The organism is uncultured Streptococcus sp. (genome assembly GCF_963536705.1).
In the GTDB taxonomy this organism is placed as follows: domain Bacteria; phylum Bacillota; class Bacilli; order Lactobacillales; family Streptococcaceae; genus Streptococcus.
Map to the genome: position 1 here is coordinate 88236 of NZ_CAUTAP010000004.1, position 17675 is coordinate 105910.

The 17675-nt window shown below is 43.0% G+C and carries 13 protein-coding genes; 12 read left to right on the forward strand and 1 reads right to left on the reverse strand.

Going from position 1 to position 17675, the window contains the following annotated elements; all coding sequences use genetic code 11:
• The 12 genes from efeB to RWX26_RS03760 all read left to right on the forward strand — a co-directional run bounded on the left by efeB (position 1) and on the right by RWX26_RS03760 (position 16171).
• The gene (gene efeB / locus RWX26_RS03705) at positions 1 to 1209 is read left to right on the forward strand and encodes an iron uptake transporter deferrochelatase/peroxidase subunit (protein ID WP_314579312.1); all 1209 of its coding nucleotides are present in this window, start codon (positions 1 to 3) and stop codon (positions 1207 to 1209) included.
• Positions 1187 to 2887, forward strand: a complete 1701-nt coding sequence (locus RWX26_RS03710; protein ID WP_314579314.1) for an FTR1 family protein — start codon at positions 1187 to 1189, stop codon at positions 2885 to 2887. The genes efeB and RWX26_RS03710 overlap by 23 nt, the downstream gene beginning before the upstream one ends.
• Entirely contained in the window at positions 2880 to 3596 is a 717-nt protein-coding gene (gene tatC / locus RWX26_RS03715) for a twin-arginine translocase subunit TatC (RefSeq protein ID WP_314579316.1), read from the forward strand. Before RWX26_RS03710 ends, tatC begins: the two co-directional genes overlap by 8 nt.
• On the forward strand, positions 3596 to 3784 hold the full coding sequence (locus tag RWX26_RS03720) for a twin-arginine translocase TatA/TatE family subunit (protein WP_002897604.1): 189 nt from the start codon (positions 3596 to 3598) through the stop codon (positions 3782 to 3784). The genes tatC and RWX26_RS03720 overlap by 1 nt, the downstream gene beginning before the upstream one ends.
• A 69-nt stretch (positions 3785 to 3853) precedes the next feature.
• Positions 3854 to 4435, forward strand: coding sequence for a xanthine phosphoribosyltransferase (locus RWX26_RS03725; RefSeq protein ID WP_314579319.1), 582 nt, complete (start codon positions 3854 to 3856; stop codon positions 4433 to 4435).
• Positions 4436 to 4549: 114 nt separating this feature from the next.
• A complete protein-coding gene (locus RWX26_RS03730; protein ID WP_314579321.1) occupies positions 4550 to 5893 on the forward strand; it encodes an MATE family efflux transporter in 1344 nt (447 codons plus the stop codon).
• A 228-nt stretch (positions 5894 to 6121) separates the two neighbouring features.
• Complete coding sequence (locus RWX26_RS03735) at positions 6122 to 8365, forward strand: ATP-dependent Clp protease ATP-binding subunit (RefSeq protein WP_314579324.1); 2244 nt, start codon at positions 6122 to 6124, stop codon at positions 8363 to 8365.
• A gap of 209 nt (positions 8366 to 8574) precedes the next feature.
• Positions 8575 to 9915: a dihydrolipoyl dehydrogenase gene (gene lpdA / locus RWX26_RS03740; protein ID WP_314579326.1), complete on the forward strand. Its 1341-nt coding sequence runs from the start codon at positions 8575 to 8577 to the stop codon at positions 9913 to 9915.
• Between the two features lie 15 nt (positions 9916 to 9930).
• Entirely contained in the window at positions 9931 to 11004 is a 1074-nt protein-coding gene (locus RWX26_RS03745) for a thiamine pyrophosphate-dependent dehydrogenase E1 component subunit alpha (RefSeq protein ID WP_002897599.1), read from the forward strand.
• An 18-nt stretch (positions 11005 to 11022) separates the two neighbouring features.
• The gene (locus RWX26_RS03750) at positions 11023 to 12054 is read left to right on the forward strand and encodes an alpha-ketoacid dehydrogenase subunit beta (RefSeq protein ID WP_314579329.1); all 1032 of its coding nucleotides are present in this window, start codon (positions 11023 to 11025) and stop codon (positions 12052 to 12054) included.
• Positions 12055 to 12067: 13 nt separating this feature from the next.
• Positions 12068 to 13327, forward strand: coding sequence for a dihydrolipoamide acetyltransferase family protein (locus tag RWX26_RS03755; protein ID WP_314579331.1), 1260 nt, complete (start codon positions 12068 to 12070; stop codon positions 13325 to 13327).
• Positions 13328 to 13570: 243 nt separating this feature from the next.
• Positions 13571 to 16171, forward strand: coding sequence for a PRD domain-containing protein (locus RWX26_RS03760; RefSeq protein WP_314579334.1), 2601 nt, complete (start codon positions 13571 to 13573; stop codon positions 16169 to 16171).
• Positions 16172 to 16282: 111 nt separating this feature from the next.
• On the opposite strand, the gene RWX26_RS03765 is transcribed toward RWX26_RS03760, so the two are convergent.
• Positions 16283 to 17668 (reverse strand): MATE family efflux transporter, encoded by a 1386-nt coding sequence (locus RWX26_RS03765; protein WP_314579336.1) that lies wholly within the window; start codon positions 17666 to 17668, stop codon positions 16283 to 16285.
• Positions 17669 to 17675: the final 7 nt, after the last annotated feature.

The window sequence follows — 17675 nt, forward strand, 5'->3', positions numbered from 1 at the left end:
ATGACAAACGACGAAAAATGGTTTAATAAAAAGATGGATCGTCGTGAATTTCTTAAAAAAGCAGGGATTGGAGGCGCTGGTCTTGCACTGGGTGTCTCTGGTGCATCTGCTTTTTTCGCTAATCAGGCGAAGGAAGATAAGAAATTCGCTGACGGTGAGGAAGAAATCAGCTTTTACGGGGAGCATCAGGCGGGTATTACAACCCCGATGCAGAAGAATATCTACTTTGTTGTGTTGGATTTGCATACGACAGATAGGGAGACCATTATCCAGCTCTTCAAGGACTGGACAGCCTATAGCGAGAAGCTAGTCGATGGAGAATTAGTCAAAAAAGACAAGTCAAATGCTCTTTTACCGCCAACGGACACTGGAGAAACTGTCGGTCTCAACCCTTATCGACTGACCTTGACCTTTGGGGTCTCAGCCTCTTTTCTGAAAAAAATGGGCTTGTCAGACAAACGACCGAAAGCTTTTCGGGATTTGCCGCCTTTTCCAAAGGAGCAGCTTAAAGAAAAATATACGGGTGGCGATATTGTCATCCAGGCCTGCGCGGATGATGAGCAGGTGGCCTTTCATGCGGTCCGCAATCTGGTCCGCAAGGGGAGAAATGCCATCACCATGAAGTGGAGTCAGTCGGGCTTTGCTGCTATTGGCGACCGGATGTCAACGCCTCGTAATCTCTTTGGATTTAAGGATGGAACGGCCAATGTGACCAAGGAAAAAGACTTCGACAAGGTCATTTGGTGCGATAGCAAGGACTGGATGCAGGGGGGCTCTTACATGGCTGTCCGCCGAATCCAGATGTTCCTTGAGACCTGGGACCGAACCAATCTGCAGGAGCAGGAAAACACTTTCGGCCGCTATAAAGATAGCGGAGCGCCTTTTGGCAAGAAAGACGAGTTTGACGAGGTTGACTTGGAATTGCTGCCAGAGGATTCACACGTCCGTCTGGCCAAGGAGGTTGATAAGCCTATATATCGCCGGTCTTATTCGTACTCGGATGGGATTGATGAAACTACTGGTCAGTTCGACACAGGCTTACTCTTTCTTTCCTTCCAGAAAGATCCAGACAGCTTTGTCAAAGTTCTAACTAATCTAGGCGCTCAAGATAAGATGAATGAATACGTCACGCATATTGGCAGTGGCTTGTTTGCCTGCTTTGGTGGAGTGAAAAAAGGAGAATACCTTGGTCAAAAATTATTTGAATAAAAGCCTGGTGATTTTGGGGCTTTTGCTTGTCTTTTTAGCTAAGCCGGTTTTAGCGGATGATAGCTACAGCAGTTTATTCGTCAAAATCACTGATGCCAGCACTGCGGTCAAACAGAAAGACCAGGAAAAAGCCAAGCAGCTAATCGGAGAAATCAAGACTGACTTTGAAAGGGTAGCTAATCACGACTCTGCAGCGGGAAAAGAGGTAAGCAAGGCACTAGACTTATCGGGTCAGGTGACTGAGGAGAAGCTGACACAAATCTCTTCGGCCCTCTTGAAATTTGAGAAAGAGCAGAATCCAGTCGACTTAGAAGCTGAGAAAAAGAAGCTTCTCAGTAAGCTAGAGCCAAAATTTGAAAATCTACAAAAAGCCATTAGCGCTAAGGATTTAGAAGCGACAAGAGAAGCATACAAAAAGATGAATAGCACCTGGACTACCAATGAAAGCGTGGTCCGAGACAACAGCACAGCCCATTACGGCAAGGTAGAAACAGCCATTTCATTTCTGCGCAGTGCCATTGAGACGGAGCCTACTGACTTTGACATGATTCAGTCTTCTTTTGATGATTTGAAAACTGCCATTGATAATTTTGTCAAAGGAGAGAAAGTCCAAGAAACTGCTGGCAATCTAACGCTGAAAGATGGGATTAAGCTGCTAGAGGAGGCTTTGAGTCTCTTTCAAAGCGGAGATGATAAAAAGGCTGCTGCCAAGATGAAAGAGTTCATCACCATTTGGCCAACGATTGAAGGAGATGTCAGTGTCAATAATCCTTCACTTTATACCAAGGTTGAGAGTCAGACGCCTGTTATTATGGTCAAGGGTAGCGAAGTGAAGTATCAAAAGCAGCTAGAATCCTTGATTAGTGAGTTGTCCCAGATTGACACAACAGCTTCCTATCATTTCTTTGATGCTATGCTGATTTTGCTGCGTGAGGGTGTAGAAGCGCTCTTGATTGTCATGGCTTTGATAACGACTCTGAAAGCATCCAAGATGAAAAAAGGACTCAAATGGGTTTATGCCGGGGCAGCGAGTGGAGTTCTAGCCAGCGCTGTGATTGCAGCTTTGCTGCAGTTTCTATTCCCGGCAGTTGCTTCTGGATCCAATCGTGAGATTATCGAGGGTGCAGTGGGAATTTTCGCTGTCGCCATGATGATAATAGTTGGTATCTGGCTGCACAGCAAGGCATCTATTGAGAAATGGAATGATTTCATGGAAAGCCAAATGAAGGCAGTAACAGCCACTGGCAGTTTTCTTTCCATGTTTGCTCTTAGCTTTCTGGCAGTTTTCCGTGAAGGGGCTGAGACTATCCTCTTTTATGCGGGCATTCTGCCGCGCATCACTATGACTGATTTTCTTTTGGGAATCGGCTTGGCTGTTCTGGTCTTGGTCTTTCTGGCCTTTATCATGAGCAAGGCTTCAGGTCTTCTCAAGCCACACAGCATTTTCTTCTGGCTGACCTGGCTCATCTATGCCCTGGCCTTTAAAATGCTGGGCGTCAGCATCCATGCCCTTCAGCTGACCAATATCCTACCGACTCACCTAATCAATGGTTTTGTAACAGTGGATTGGATAGGGATTTATCCAAGCCTAGAAGTGGTCATCAGTCAGGTGTTCTTTATCCTGCTGGTGGTCTATGTTAGCTGGAAAAATCAGAAAAGCGAGCAGCTGCATGGATAAGAAAGAACAGACTATCATTGAGCATTTGACAGAGTTCAGGCGGCGTTTTCTAGCGGTATTAGCTTGCTTCTTCGTGGTTTTTCTGGTTGGCTTGCTCTTTTCAGCCGATATTTATCGATGGCTGACCAGTAATTTTGTGCAGAAGCTGCTGGTGCTGGGGCCGGATGATATCCTTTGGATTTATATCAGTCTGGCTAGCCTTGTCGCTTTTTCCCTGACCTTGCCATTTTTGGTTTATCAGGTCTGGGAGTTTGTCCGACCAGCTTTGCGAGCCAATGAAGCTCGGGCTGTTTTTGCTTATATCCCAGCTACCTTTCTCTGTTTTGTTCTGGGGCTGGCTTTCGGCTTTTACTTTGTGACTCCAGCTATTTTGCAGGTTTTGCTGTCGCTGGGTGAGGGCCTCTTTGAGACACGACTGACAGCGCAGAATTATCTTAGTTTCGTCTTTCATACCACTATTCCGATTGCTTGCCTTTTTGAGCTGCCAGTTCTTGTGTCCTTTCTGACTTCTATTGGTTTGCTCAATCCGAAATTTTTGGTAAAATATAGACGATACGCTTACTTCATTTTGCTGGTTTTAGCTGTTGTCCTGACACCGGCCGACTTTATCAGCGATCTGTCTATGACAGTACCTTTGATTTTGCTCTATGAAGTCAGCATCTTGCTCAGTCGCATCATTTATCAAAGAAAATCAATGAGGAGAAACTAATGGGACTTTTAAAAGACATCGGAGTACCTGGGGTAATCATTATTGTTCTGGGAGCCCTACTTATTTTCGGACCAAAACGCCTGCCCGAACTGGGGCAATCTATCGGTAAAATGTTTTCAGAATTCAAAAAAGCAGTTAATCATGCTGGAGAAGAAGACAAGACCGAGAATAAAAATGAAAAAGAGTAAAGGAAAAGCACGGATATCTGTGCTTTTTCTGCTAGAATCAAGATGGATTTTGGAAAGGAAGGAGTACAAATGAAAACATTAGAAGAACGGATTCTCAGAGATGGACAAGTCTTAGGTGAAAATATCCTGAAAGTTGACTCTTTCCTGACCCATCAGGTTGATTTTTCATTGATGAAAGAGATTGGCCAGGTCTTTGCGGAGGCGGTAAAGGACGCAGGAATTACCAAGGTAGTAACTATTGAAGCTTCTGGTATTGCTCCGGCTGTCTACGTAGCAGAGGCGCTGGGTCTACCAATGATTTTCGCTAAGAAAGCCAAAAATATCACGATGACAGAAGGGATTTTGACGGCTGAAGTTTACTCTTTTACCAAGCAAGTGACTTCGACCGTTTCGATTGCTGGGAAGTTTCTCAACTCTGACGATAAGGTGCTGATTGTTGACGATTTTTTAGCTAACGGTCAGGCAGCCAAGGGCTTAATTACCATTATTGAGCAAGCGGGCGCTCAGGTTGAAGCGGTTGGTATTGTCATTGAAAAATCGTTTCAGGATAGCCGTCAACTTTTGGAAACATCCGGTTATCGTGTTCTTTCTTTGGCGCGAATCGCAGGATTTGAGAAGGGGCAGATTGTCTTCACCGAGGCAGATATATAATTTCCTTTTCCTTTTGACTATCTGTCTGGCTTATAGTATAGTAAAGATAGTTGATATTCTAAAATCTAAGCTCATTGATTTTACTTGGGTAGAAAAAGTTTTTGAGGGATTTCTATGCACCAAACTCATAATTTACAGCAGCGGATGCGGCTCTTTATTTCTATTTTTTTGCCAATTTTGATCTACCAACTGGCCAATTTTTCTGCTTCATTTGTTGATACGACCATGACTGGTCAGTATGACACCTTGCATCTGGCTGGTGTTTCTATGGCAACTAGTCTTTGGATTCCATTTTTCGACCTGCTGATAGGGATTGTGTCTGCCTTGGTACCCATAATCGGGCACCATTTAGGGCAGGGGAAAAAAGAAAAGATTGCTTCTGATTTTTATCAGTTTATTTATCTTTCTTTGGGGCTATCGCTAATTTTATTTGCCTTGGTATTTGTGGGCGCTCCTCTAGTTTTGTCTCACCTTGGCCTAGAGCCTTTGGTAGAAGAAGTGGCAAAGAACTATCTTTGGTATCTAGCGCTCGGCATTATCCCTCTTTTGCTCTTTAGCACCATTCGTTCTCTGTTTGATGCTCTGGGGTTGACCAAGCTTTCCATGTATCTCATGCTCTTACTTTTACCTTTGAATGGCACTTTTAATTATGCCCTAATCTACGGAGCATTTGGTTTTCCAGAAATGGGCGGAGCTGGAGCTGGACTTGGGACTTCTTTGGCTTATTGGGTTTTGCTCCTCATATCCTTGTTAGTAGCAGTCAAACATCCAAAAGTTCGAGCCTATGAGCTATGGAAGATTCGACCGCTAGACAAAAATGGCTTAATTGAAGGCATTCGACTTGGACTGCCTATCGGCGGAACCTTTTTTGCTGAAGTTGTGATTTTCTCGGTTGTTGGCCTGGTCATGGCTAAGTTTTCGTCACTAATCATTGCTAGCCATCAGGCGGCCATGAATTTTTCAAACTTAATGTATGCCTTTCCTATGAGTATTTCAACCTCAATGTCCATCATTGTTTCTTATGAAATTGGAGCTAATCGTCCTGACGATGTTAAGAAATTCTGTAAACTTGGGCGGCTGACGGCCTTGGGAATTGCTGGATTTACTTTCCTCTTTCTCTATGTCTTACGCGACCGTGTGGCTGCTCTCTATGGGTCGGATACCGAGTTTATCCGAATGACATCTGTTTTTCTGACCTACAGCCTCTTTTTCCAATTAGCAGATACTTTTGCGGCTCCTTTGCAGGGCATTCTTCGGGGCTACAAGGATACTCAGGTACCGTTTTACTTGGGCTTGATTGCTTATTGGGGAGTTTCGCTACCCCTGGGACTCTTCTTGGATCATTTTACCAGCTTGGGCCCTTATGGATATTGGATTGGCCTCATTGCAAGCTTGGTGACGAGCGGTATTCTCTTTCAGTGGCGGCTTAATCGTTTGGCTAAGAATATTACAAATTAAAGAGTATTGGTTTGTCCCTTTAGGATAAGTCAGTGCTCTTTTTTTCACAATCTTTTGTTAAAATTAGATTAAAACATGAAAAACGCTTACATTTTTTCTAGTATATTGATTGTGAAAATGATATAATAAACATAAGATTATCAAGTTAAGTTTTTGTTAAAATAGGTTAATTTTTAAAATATTGTTTGCAGTTGACTTTGGTTTTCAGTAGAAAAGCGAGGAAACTATATGACCGAACACTATACCAATCTTTTGCAAGAAGTACTAAATGCTGCAAAGGAATTAGCTATTCAAAAACACAATTATCAAGTGGACATTCCGCATGTCTGGACAGTGCTGACCCAGCCTCAGACTTTTGCCTTGGAATTCTATGCCGGTTTGGACCTTGATATTAATGAATTTATCAGCGTCATCAATCAGGAACTAGCCAAGATTCCTGTATTTTCACATACGGACACGAGCCGCTACGGACGTCAGTATAGTCAACGCCTCAAGAATCTTTTGGATGATGCAGAGGCTGAAAGGGCGGAACTGAGGGACGAGGTGGTAACAGTAGAGCACCTGATTCTCAGTCTATTTCATCAGCAGAGAAATCCGATAACTGTCTTTTTGAAACAGGCAGGAATTGATAAGGAGCTAGTTGCGGCAAAGTTGAATAAGTTTCGCCAAGGCAAACGAGCAATCTCTCCAAGTCAGGAGAGTCGCTATCAAGCCCTGAGCAAATATGCGACTAACTTTAATCAATGGCTGGCTGACCAGACCGATAGACAGGTAATTGGTCGAAAAGACGAAATTGACGATATTATCCGTGTGCTGTGTAGGAAAGAGAAAAGCAATGCCATTCTCCTAGGCTTTCCAGGTGTTGGAAAATCCAAAGTGATAGAGGGGTTTGTTAGAAGATTACTTGCAGATGATGTTCCAGAACATTTATTGGGCAAAGAAGTTTTTAAGTTAAATCTAGGCGGATTGATTGCTGGAACTAAATATAGAGGAGAGTTTGAAGAACGCTTCAAGGCTGTTTTGGATGAGGTGCTGTCTGCTAAGGGGAAGATTATTCTTTATATTGAGGATATCCACCAAATCGTGACGGCAGGGCGGACAGAGGGTTCTCTTGATGCAGGCAATCTTTTAAAGCCACTCTTGGCTCAGGGTCAGATTAATATCATTGGCACAACGACTTTTGCTGCTTATCGAGAAAGCTTCGAGCTGGATCAAGCTCTGGAAGGGCGTTTCCAGCGGGTTCGCATTGAGGAGCCCGATCAAGATAAGGCATTGGCAATTCTGCAAGGACTGCGGGAGAATTATCAGGACTTTCACAGAGTTAGGCTGACGGACGAAGCTTTGCAGGCAGCAATCAGTCTTTCAATTCGTTATCTGTCAGATCGTTATTTGCCTGATAAGGCACTGGACTTGATTGATGAGGCGTGTGCTGTTAAGAAAATCCAGCTAGGTCAAGCGCAAACTGAACGACCAGACGTCAGTCGTGAAGATATAGCTAGTATCGTAGAGCGTATAACGGGAATCAAAGTGCAGGGAATCATGGACAATGAGCGCGAACACCTGCTAAAACTAGACAAGCTCCTGCGCCAGAGAATTGTAGGACAAGACCAAGCTGTTCAAAAGGTTTCGGAGGCGATTTTGCGCTCGAGAGCAGGAATTCAAAATCCAAAGCGTCCTATTGGGTCCTTTCTCTTTCTGGGGCCGACTGGAGTCGGGAAAACTGCTCTGGCAAAATCCCTTGCTGAGCGGCTGTTTGGTAATGAGCTGGAAATGGTCCGGCTGGATATGTCTGAGTACATGGAAAAACATGCCGTAGCTCGTTTAGTTGGTCCGCCGCCAGGTTACGTCGGATTTGAAGAGGGAGGACAGCTGACAGAAGCTGTTCGTAGGAGACTTTATTCGATTGTCTTGCTGGATGAGATTGAAAAAGCCCATCCGGATGTATTCAACACCCTGCTGCAAGTCTTGGACGAGGGACGCTTGACAGATTCGAAAGGGCGTACTATTGACTTTAAAAATACTATTTTGATTATGACAAGCAATATTGGCTCCCAGCAGATTTTGGAAAGTCTCAAAAGTGAACAGGGACTGACTTCTGAAACGCAGGATGAAGTTCGATCCTTGCTGCAACATAGCTTTAGACCAGAGTTTTTAAATCGGATTGACGAAACGGTTATTTTCAACCCTCTAAGGGCAGAAGATATGGTCAATATCGTAAAAATTATGGTTCGGCAGCTTCAAGAAAGGTTGGAACATCAGAAGATTCAGCTTCATCTGAGAGAAGAAGTCTATGCTTTTTTAGCCCAGAAAGGCTACCAACCAGAATTTGGTGCTCGTCCTATTCAAAGAAGCATTATGCGCTATCTAGAAACGCCTTTGGCTCGTTATTTGGTCGAAAATAAGGAAACAACTGAAATGACAGTCCATGTCAGTTTGAAAGATGGGCAACTGGATTTTAATTATTTGGTATAAGCTTCTTTCAAAAAGTAAGCGCTTACTATATATAGACAAAGAAAAATGAAGAAAGGAGGTTTATCTTTTTTAGAGCAGACTGTATCTTAAGATTTCGAGATGAGTCTTAGATATATGAATAAATAATGAGATACTTTTTGTATCTATAGCCGACAGCAATCATTTTGATTGTTGGAGCACCCTTTGCATTTTATGAAAGGAGGCCTGTTTTGTCTGTTTATGATGTTTTGATTATCGGTGCTGGACCAGGTGGTTATGTGGCGGCTGAAGAAGCAGCTCGTTTGGGCAAGAAAGTGGCTGTGGTAGAAAAGAATTCTATCGGCGGAACCTGCCTGAATGTAGGATGTATACCGTCTAAGGCCTATCTCCAGCACGGTCATTGGCTGTTGACAATAGAGGAAGCCAGGCATTATGGCATTGAGAGCAATCTTGAAAGGATTGATTTTGAGAAATTGGTAGACCGAAAGAATCAGGTTGTTGCCAGTTTGCAATCTGGAATTCATGCTAGCTTTAAGTCTTTAGGCATTGAGTATATAGAAGGTCAGGCAAAGTTTGTCAAAGACCAAACTTTCTCCGTCAATGGTAAAGCAATCAGTGGCAAAGATGTTATTTTGGCTACTGGCAGTTATCCTTTTGTGCCTCCTATCAAGGGATTGGAACAAGTTGACTATCTAACGACGGATACGTTTTTTGACTTGAGGGAGCTTCCTGAGAAGTTAGTCATTATCGGAGGTGGCGTTATCGCAATTGAGCTAGCTTTCGCTATGGCTCCTCTGGGTGTTGCTGTCACTGTTATTGAGGTCGCGCCGGAAATTCTTTTGACTGAAGAAGCTGAAGCGCGACATGTGATTCAAAAGAAACTAAAAAAAATGGGGGTGATGATTTATCAGGGAGCGCAGATAAAGGAAGTAACTGGTAATTCTGTCTTGCTTGAGAACGAGCAGGTTGCTTTCGACCATCTTTTGGTCGCTACTGGCCGCAAACCAAATCTAGAGCTAGCACAGGATATGGGTTTAGCCTTGACGGAGCGAAATTTTGTCCAGGTTGATCAATACTACGAAACATCCAAAGAGCATGTTTATGCTATCGGTGATCTCTTAGAATCTTATATGCTGGCTCACGTAGCTAGTGCAGAAGGAATAAAAGCTGTGAGAGCTATCTGCCGGAGAGCTGAAGAAGCAGTTGATCCGCTCGGTGTTCCCCGTTCGCTCTACACCAGTCCTGAAGTAGCTTCTTTTGGTCTCAGCAAGGATGAGGCTGAGCAGGCGGGCTATGATGTTCTGGTCCAACAGCTGCCTTTCTCTTATAATGGGCGGGCTATTGCTATAGGTGAGACAGAGGGCTATGTCAAGCTAATCTCAGAAAAGAAATACCATCTTCTACTAGGTGCAGTCATTGTTGGTCCGAACGGTACAGATCTTCTGCAGAATTTGATTTTGCTGAGGCAGGCTGAAGCAACGCTGGATCAAGTTCTTGAAGCAGTTTTTGCCCATCCTACCACATCAGAACTAATACAAGACGTCGCTAAAAGACTCGTTCAGGACGATTAATGAGGAGGTAAAAATATGTCAAATTATAAAGATTTACCACAACAATTAAGCAAAACAAGAAACCAAAGTGCTGTATCAGAGCTAGTAGATTTAAAAGTCTATGATGCTACTGAAGTTGAAGTAGAGCAGGTTTCCAAAGAAAAAGCCAAGACCATGTATAAAACCATGTGGGATATCCGTAATTTTGAGGAAAATACTCGGCGTTTCTTTGCTGCAGGACAGATTCCTGGTTTTGTTCACCTTTATGCTGGAGAGGAAGCGATTGCTACTGGCGTCTGTGCCAATCTGACAGACAAGGACTATATTACCAGTACTCACCGGGGACACGGTCACTGTGTTGCTAAGGGCGGAGATTTAAAGGGAATGATGGCAGAAATTTTTGGCAAGGAGACTGGGCTTGGAAAAGGAAAAGGCGGATCGATGCACATCGCCGATTTGGACAAGGGAATCCTCGGTGCCAATGGTATGGTTGGCGGAGGCTTTGGTCTAGCTACCGGTGCTGCTATGCGAAACAAGTACTTGAAAACCGATAGTGTGGCTGTCTGTTTCTTCGGTGACGGCGCAGCCAATGAAGGGAATTTCCACGAATGTCTCAATATGGCATCAATTTGGAAACTGCCAGTTATCTTTGTCAATGAAAACAACCTCTTTGCAGAATCGACACCGCAATGGTATTCTTCAGCGTCTGGCACCATTGCCGAGAGAGCGGCTGCTTATAATATGCCCGGCGTTCGGGTTAATGGTAAGGATTTATTCGCTGTCTACCAAGTAGCCAAGGAAGCTGTAGAGCGGGCTCGTAGAGGTGAAGGACCTACCTTAATTGAAGCTGTAACATATCGGGATCATGGTCACTTTGAAGGGGATGAGCAGAAGTATAAGGCTTTGGAAGGTGAAGAAAAAGACTGGGCTGATGTGGATGCTCTAGATGTCTTCCGTGACTACGCTATCGAGCATGGCCTCTTGACTGAAGAGGAACTTGATGCCATATTAGAGGAGTCTCGAAAGGATGTGGAAGAAGCTATCAAATTTGCTCAAGACAGTCCGATTCCTCGTTCCGAGTCTCTGCTGGAAGATGTATTTGCTGATTGATAGAAGGAGGTTGATCAAATGGCTAGACAACTGTTATTTATGAAAGCAATCAATGAAGCGCTGGATCAGGCAATGGCAAAAGATGACACCGTAATCCTTCTGGGAGAAGATATTGCTGGCGGTGTAACAATCAATCACTTGGAAGAAGAAAACGAAGATGCTTGGGGCGGTGTAATGGGTGTGACCAAGGGACTCATGCCAAAATATGGCCGAGAGCGGGTGATTGATACTCCGATTTCAGAGCACGGATACGTGTCAGCTTCTGTTGGAATGGCTCTGACTGGCTTGCGTCCAGTACCGGAGCTGATGTTCAATGACTTTATCGGTTTCTGCTTTGACGCCATTCTGGGGCAAGGCTCAAAAATGCGCTATATGTTTGGTGGCAAGGCCAAGGTTCCGATGACAATGCGGACCATGCATGGGGCAGGAGCTTCGGCTGCAGCTCAACACTCGGGTTCATATTACGGTATCTTTGGATCTATTCCTGGTATAAAGGTAGTTGTTCCAGCAACTCCGTATGATGCTAAAGGGTTACTGCTGGCTTCCATTGAAGACGACAATATCGTGATTTATTCAGAAGATAAGACTCTCTATGGTATCAAGGGAGAGGTACCAGAGGAATATTATACAGTTCCAATTGGAAAGGCTGCTGTCCGCCGTGAAGGAACAGACCTCACTATCGTTACTATCGGTAAGATGCTTTATGTAGCTTATGAAGTAGCGGATCGCTTGGAAAAAGATGGTATTTCGGTTGAAGTCATTGACTTGAGAACAGTAGCTCCTTGGGATGAGGAGACTGTCTTTGAATCAGTCAAGAAAACTGGACGACTGATTATCGTTGATGAATCCAACCCTCACAATAACACAGCGACGGATATTGCATCTGTAGTGACTGATAAATGCTTTGATTATCTTGATGGTCCGGTAAAATGCGTCTGCGCGCCAAATGTGCCAGTGCCGTTTGCTGTGAATCTGGAGCAGCTCTATATCCCTAATGCTGATAAGGTTCTGACTGTTGCTGCAGAATTGATTGACGATCTAAAGAGATAGAAGGGAGGCAAGTATGGCTACAGAAATTGTAATGCCTAAGCTAGGCTTAACAATGACCGAAGGTTTGATAAATAACTGGCTGGTCAAGGAAGGAGACACCGTAGCTGCTGGTCAGCCTGTCTTGGAAATCAGTTCTGAAAAATTGACCAGCGATGTAGAAGCACCAAGCGCAGGAGTGATTTTAAAAATTATCAGTCAGGCGGGCGATACTGTCCCGTGCAAGAAAGTAATTGCATGGATTGGTGAAGCAGGAGAATCTATTCCAGGTATGGAAGTAGAAGGAGCCTCTGCGAACCAGTCAGAAAGTGAGCAAGAGTCCGCTGATGCAGGGGTTGGACTAGCAGAAAAAACTGTGGCGGCAAGTTCCAACTCTGTCGGAAACAGTGAACATGGCCGTATTTTCATCACTCCTCTTGCCCGCAAGATTGCTAAGGAAAAAGGATATGATATTTCCTTGATTTCAGGAACGGGAGGCAATGGCCGTATTACCCGACGAGATGTGGAAAATTATAAACCAGAGGCGCTTCCAAACCAAACACCTGAAAGTAGCTCAGCAGTCCTTCAGCATGCTGGTCAAGTTGACTATGGTGCAGGATTGATAGGTATGCGCAAGACTATTGCAGAGCGGATGATGAATAGTCTCCAGACATCTGCTCAGGTGACCTTGCATCGTAAGGTGGATATCAGTCAGCTGATAGCCTTTAGACAGGATATGAAGGATAAGGTCGCTTCTCCACTAGAAAATGGCGAAATCAGCATCACGACCCTGCTTACAAAGGCTGTTGCCAAGGCGTTGAAAGATCACCCTCAGCTCAATGCTTGGTATTTCAATGGTCAATATCAGGAAGTAGAAGATATTCATATTGGTATCGCGACGGCACTTAGTGATGGTTTGGTGGTTCCGGTCATTCGTCACGTGGATAAGCTAACGCTGGCTGACTTGGGCTTAGCTATCAAAACGGAAGCCAATCAAGCTCGTAAAGGAACTTTGGATCCGGCTCTTTACTCAGGTTCAACCTTCAGTATTACTAATCTCGGGGGAGCAGGGATTGAGTATTTCACTCCTATCCTAAATACACCAGAAGTAGCCATTTTAGGAGTTGGTGCCTTGCAAACGGCGCTGGCTCTTGACAGTCAAGGACAAGTCTACGAGCAGAAATTCCTGCCGCTCAGCTTGACTTTTGACCATCAAGTCGTAGACGGTCAGCCCGCAGCGGAGTTTCTAGCCAGTCTAGCGGACAAGTTGGAGTCTCCTTACGACTTGGTTTTCTGATAAATGAATGAATAATGAATTTCATTCCTGAATGATAAAGAAAAAGGCCAGCTGTTTATATCACTCATTAACAGTTGGCCTTTATGTATTCTATCATCCTCTTGCTTCAAATTTATAATGTTTAGATAAGGAAATGACAGGATGATAGGGAGTAAGTTCTAAGGCTCTAAGTAGGTGAATAAAGCTGCAGTATAAGATAAATTGAATGACGATAATGGGAGAAAAATATCAGTGAGGTAGAACATGAAGGTTGCCAAAACACTAGTCTTAGAATATCTAGAGCAAGAATTACTAAAGAATAATAAGCAAGGTCTTGAAACGAAAGTAATTGCTGCTGCTTTAGGAATGCAACGCTCAAATGTGAGCACTATCTTGAATCAATTGGTAAAAGAAGGGATACTCGTTAAAGGAAATACACGGCCAGTTAAATACCAATTAAAAGAGGTATTTGTGGAAAATCCTTTGGATTTTCCAAGCATCATAGGTGAAAATGGCAGTTTGCGAACAGCCATCCAGTTAGCACAAGCAGCTATTCTATACCCAAATTATGCCCTTCCAGTTCTCATTTTATCCGAGGTCGGTGCTGGTAGAACTCACTTCGTTAATAAAATGATGGAGTTTGCCATTCAAAATCAAGCGATTAGTAAACCTCAGTTGTTTGAAAAAATTAACTGCTTAGACTATATTGATGTTCTGGATGATTTGCTGAAGTTGTTATTTGGCTCAGAGGGGACGAAGTCTGTATTTGAGAAAGTGGCAGAAGGAATTTTATTTATAGATAACATACAAGTTCTATCTTCGGCGGATCAAAATAGATTGATTTCCTGGCTGAATCACAGAGAAGGAGAACAAAAGAGACGTCAGAAGAAAGGTTTGGTAATTATCGGAAGTAGCGCTAAGCTATCTGAACATTTATCCAATAAACTTCCTGTTGTAATCCAGCTGCCTTCTTATCCGAATCGACCGATTAGTGAAAAGCTAGAGTTACTAAATTACTTTTTAGCTATTGAATCAAAGAATTCTGCGCATGATATTCAAGTGCCGCGTGATGTTATTCATTCCTTCATCCTATCGGCGAATATTAGCAATATAAAAGAATTAGAATATGCAGTTCGAACAGCTTGCGCCAATGCTTTTGTAAGAAGTTTGAGGTCAGATCTAAAAGATTTAACACTCAGTAATGACGATTTGCCCATTCCTTATCAAGGGATTCGGCATTTAGGAAGTCATAATGTAGTTAAAATCGATGAATTGATTGGCAAACGTAAGGTGCTAATTTATGATAAGGAGTTGGGATTGCTGGATTTTCCAGAGCAAGAGTCAGATGATTTATATAACAAAATTAAATCAGAATATTCTCAGCTATCAGAAAGAGGCATTGAGCAGGATGATGTTTTTGAGGCAGTGAGAAACTATATTCAAAGCTATATTGAATACAAACCTTTTGTTAAGAAAGAAGATGAGTTGGAAAATCTTAATCAGCTTGAGACGATTGTTTCTGCTGAAGTAATCCAGTTGGTACAAGCCTTTGTTCTATCTGTTCAAAAAGAACTCAATATAGAGCTTAATTCGACGGCATATTACGGCATCAGCCTTCATGTCAATGCGATGCTTAAGCAGAAAGGGTCTTTAAATCGGCAGTTGGATAATGATGCTATTGTGAAAGTGATTCGGGATTATCCAATAGAGTATGCACAATGTTCTAAATTTGCCAGGCAACTAGAAACAAGATTTCAACTAGCTGTTCCGATAGATGAAATCGTCATCCTAACCATGTTTATTATTGAATCCGAAAAGAAACAAGATAGTCTACGACCTATCTTGCTCTACGTTTTGCATGGTAAAGGAGTTGCCAAGTCCTTGGCTGAATCAACCAAGATGCTGACTAAAAATAGCCAAGTGTATGGCTTTGATATTCTATTAGAAGAATCTCTAGAGGAAAGTTATCGTAAATTAAAAGAGCAAATTGAGGAGCTAGACCAAGGTTTAGGGGTCATCGTCCTCTATGATATGGGATCGATTAAGGAAATGCTGGATAAAATTCGAGAAGAAACTCTGATTAAAATCAGAGAATTTGAAATTCCCATTACTATGATTGGCATGGGGATTGCACGGCGCTGTTTGATAGAAAATGATATTGACAGTGTCTTTCATGCTTTTCATATGGAAATGAATCAGCTTTATAAAAATCGGGACCAAGAAAAAATCATCATTACACTCTGTTATACCAGCGAAGGCGGTTCTCTTCAGCTCAAGCACTATCTTGATCAGTATTCAAAGCTGGGTTACCGTGTCATTGCTTTGTCAGTTGCTAATAAGGAGATGTTGATTGAGGAAGTGATGGCCTTAAGAAAGACCTATCAAGTTCATGCTTTTGTTGGAACTTTCGACCCTCAAATTATGGGTATCCCTTTCATTTCCATTAAAGATGTTTTTGAGCAGCCCAAGGAGCACTTAGATAAATTATTGATGTTTGTACCGACCTCTGTCAATAGCTACGATTATGAGAAAGTTTACCAATTTTTAGAAGAGCAATTTGTCTATACTTCCTTAGCTAAGATTAAAAAGATTCTTCCTGCTATTTTAGATGAATTTGATTTTTATTATCAGCTGACAGAGGAGCAAACAATAGGTTTGTTTGTTCATATTGCGTGTCTAGTGGAGCGGACCCTTTCAGGAGAATGCTTGAAGAAGAATAGTAAAGAAATTGCTGGTGTTATCGAAAAATTCCCTGATGATTATAAGCACGTTAGGAAAATCATTCGAACGGTGGAACGAAGCTTTAAGATTCTTGTAGATGACGCAGAGGTCAGTGTTTTAATTCAGATGCTGCGCAAATTATAAAATTGTAAGTTGGAGTCGCAAACCAATAAAAAAGCACCTAACTCTCATTACCTTTTTAGTCGGGATATACATTTCCGATTTCTGTGGTAATGTTGTGATTTAGATGCTTTTTTACATGTGCTCTTGCACAAGATTATGCAGCCATTTCCCTGAGAAGACACGAGGGATGCCCCAGATTGGTTTGAGAATATCTTCGCCATTTATCACAAGAAAGATTAGCCAAATGGGAGCCTGCAGGCTAACTAGGACATAGCCAAGTGGAATGCTGAAGAGCCAAACAGGTAAAATATCTAGCAGGCAGGCATAGTTGGTATCGCCTCCGCTACGTAAAATCCCAACGATTAAAACAACACTAAAAGCTTTTGGGATAAACAACAGGGCATTTAACTGAATCATCAAGATGGTTAGCTGCTCTGTCTGATTGCTTAAGTTGTAGAGTTTCAGCGCTAAAGGCATGGCCCAGATGAGTAGGACGCTGACGATGAGTCCGATGAGAGGTAATAGAAGTAAGAAGCGCTTGGCATCTTGTAAGGCTTTTTCTATTTGATTCTCTCCGATAGTATTGCCTAGCATAACAGCTACGGCATTTCCCGCACCGCGTACAAAGACAAATCCAATTTGGGCAATGGCGCTAGCAATCTGGGTAGAGGCCACAACTTCAGTACCTAATAGTCCGATAATGGCCAAGCCAATCGATGTTCCGAGCGACCAAGCGCCTTCATTGAAGACGACTGGTAAGGTTTTTTTCAAAAATTGATAAACGAAGTCTTTGTGGAAGGCAAAGAGTTCAGCTATGCTAGCGGCTCCAGCCATCCTTGTTCGATAGACACCAAAGACTAACCAGCAAAGCTCTAGCAATCGAGCTATAAAGGTAGCAATAGCGGCACCAACCAGTCCAAGTTTAGGAAATCCGATCAGTCCAAAAATAAGGACGGCATTGCCAATGATATTGGTCGCCATTGATAGGAGGCTAGCAAGAGTTGGTAAGAAAACTTCATTACTGCAGCGACACATAGTAGCCAGAGAAGTTGTAATAGCTGTCATCAAGTAGGTCCAAGAGACGATTGATAAGTACTGGGCGCCCAACTGAATAGCTTCGGTATCATGGATATAAAAACCAATCAGTTGCTTGGGAAAAAGTAAAGCGACTAAAGTAAAGGTAGCAGAGATGAGCCCGCTCAGCATATAGACTAATCCCAAGGTTTTTCTCATATCAGCAATTCGCTGGGCTCCCCAGTATTGGGCCATGAAGACAGAAGCTCCGCTACCGATACCAAACTGTACAATAGTCAAGAGAAAGAAAATTTGGTTGGCAGCACCAGTAGCTGCGATTTGTTTTTCCCCTAGCTGTCCAATCATGACAACATCAGCTAGATTGACAGCGCTGGCTAGTAGAAATTGAAGAGAAAACGGTAGACTGAGCCGTAAGAATTGTTTCAGAAATGTTTTCTTTTCACTCACTCTCCCACCTCCCTTCGTTTCAAATAGGATAAGCAATCAGTGT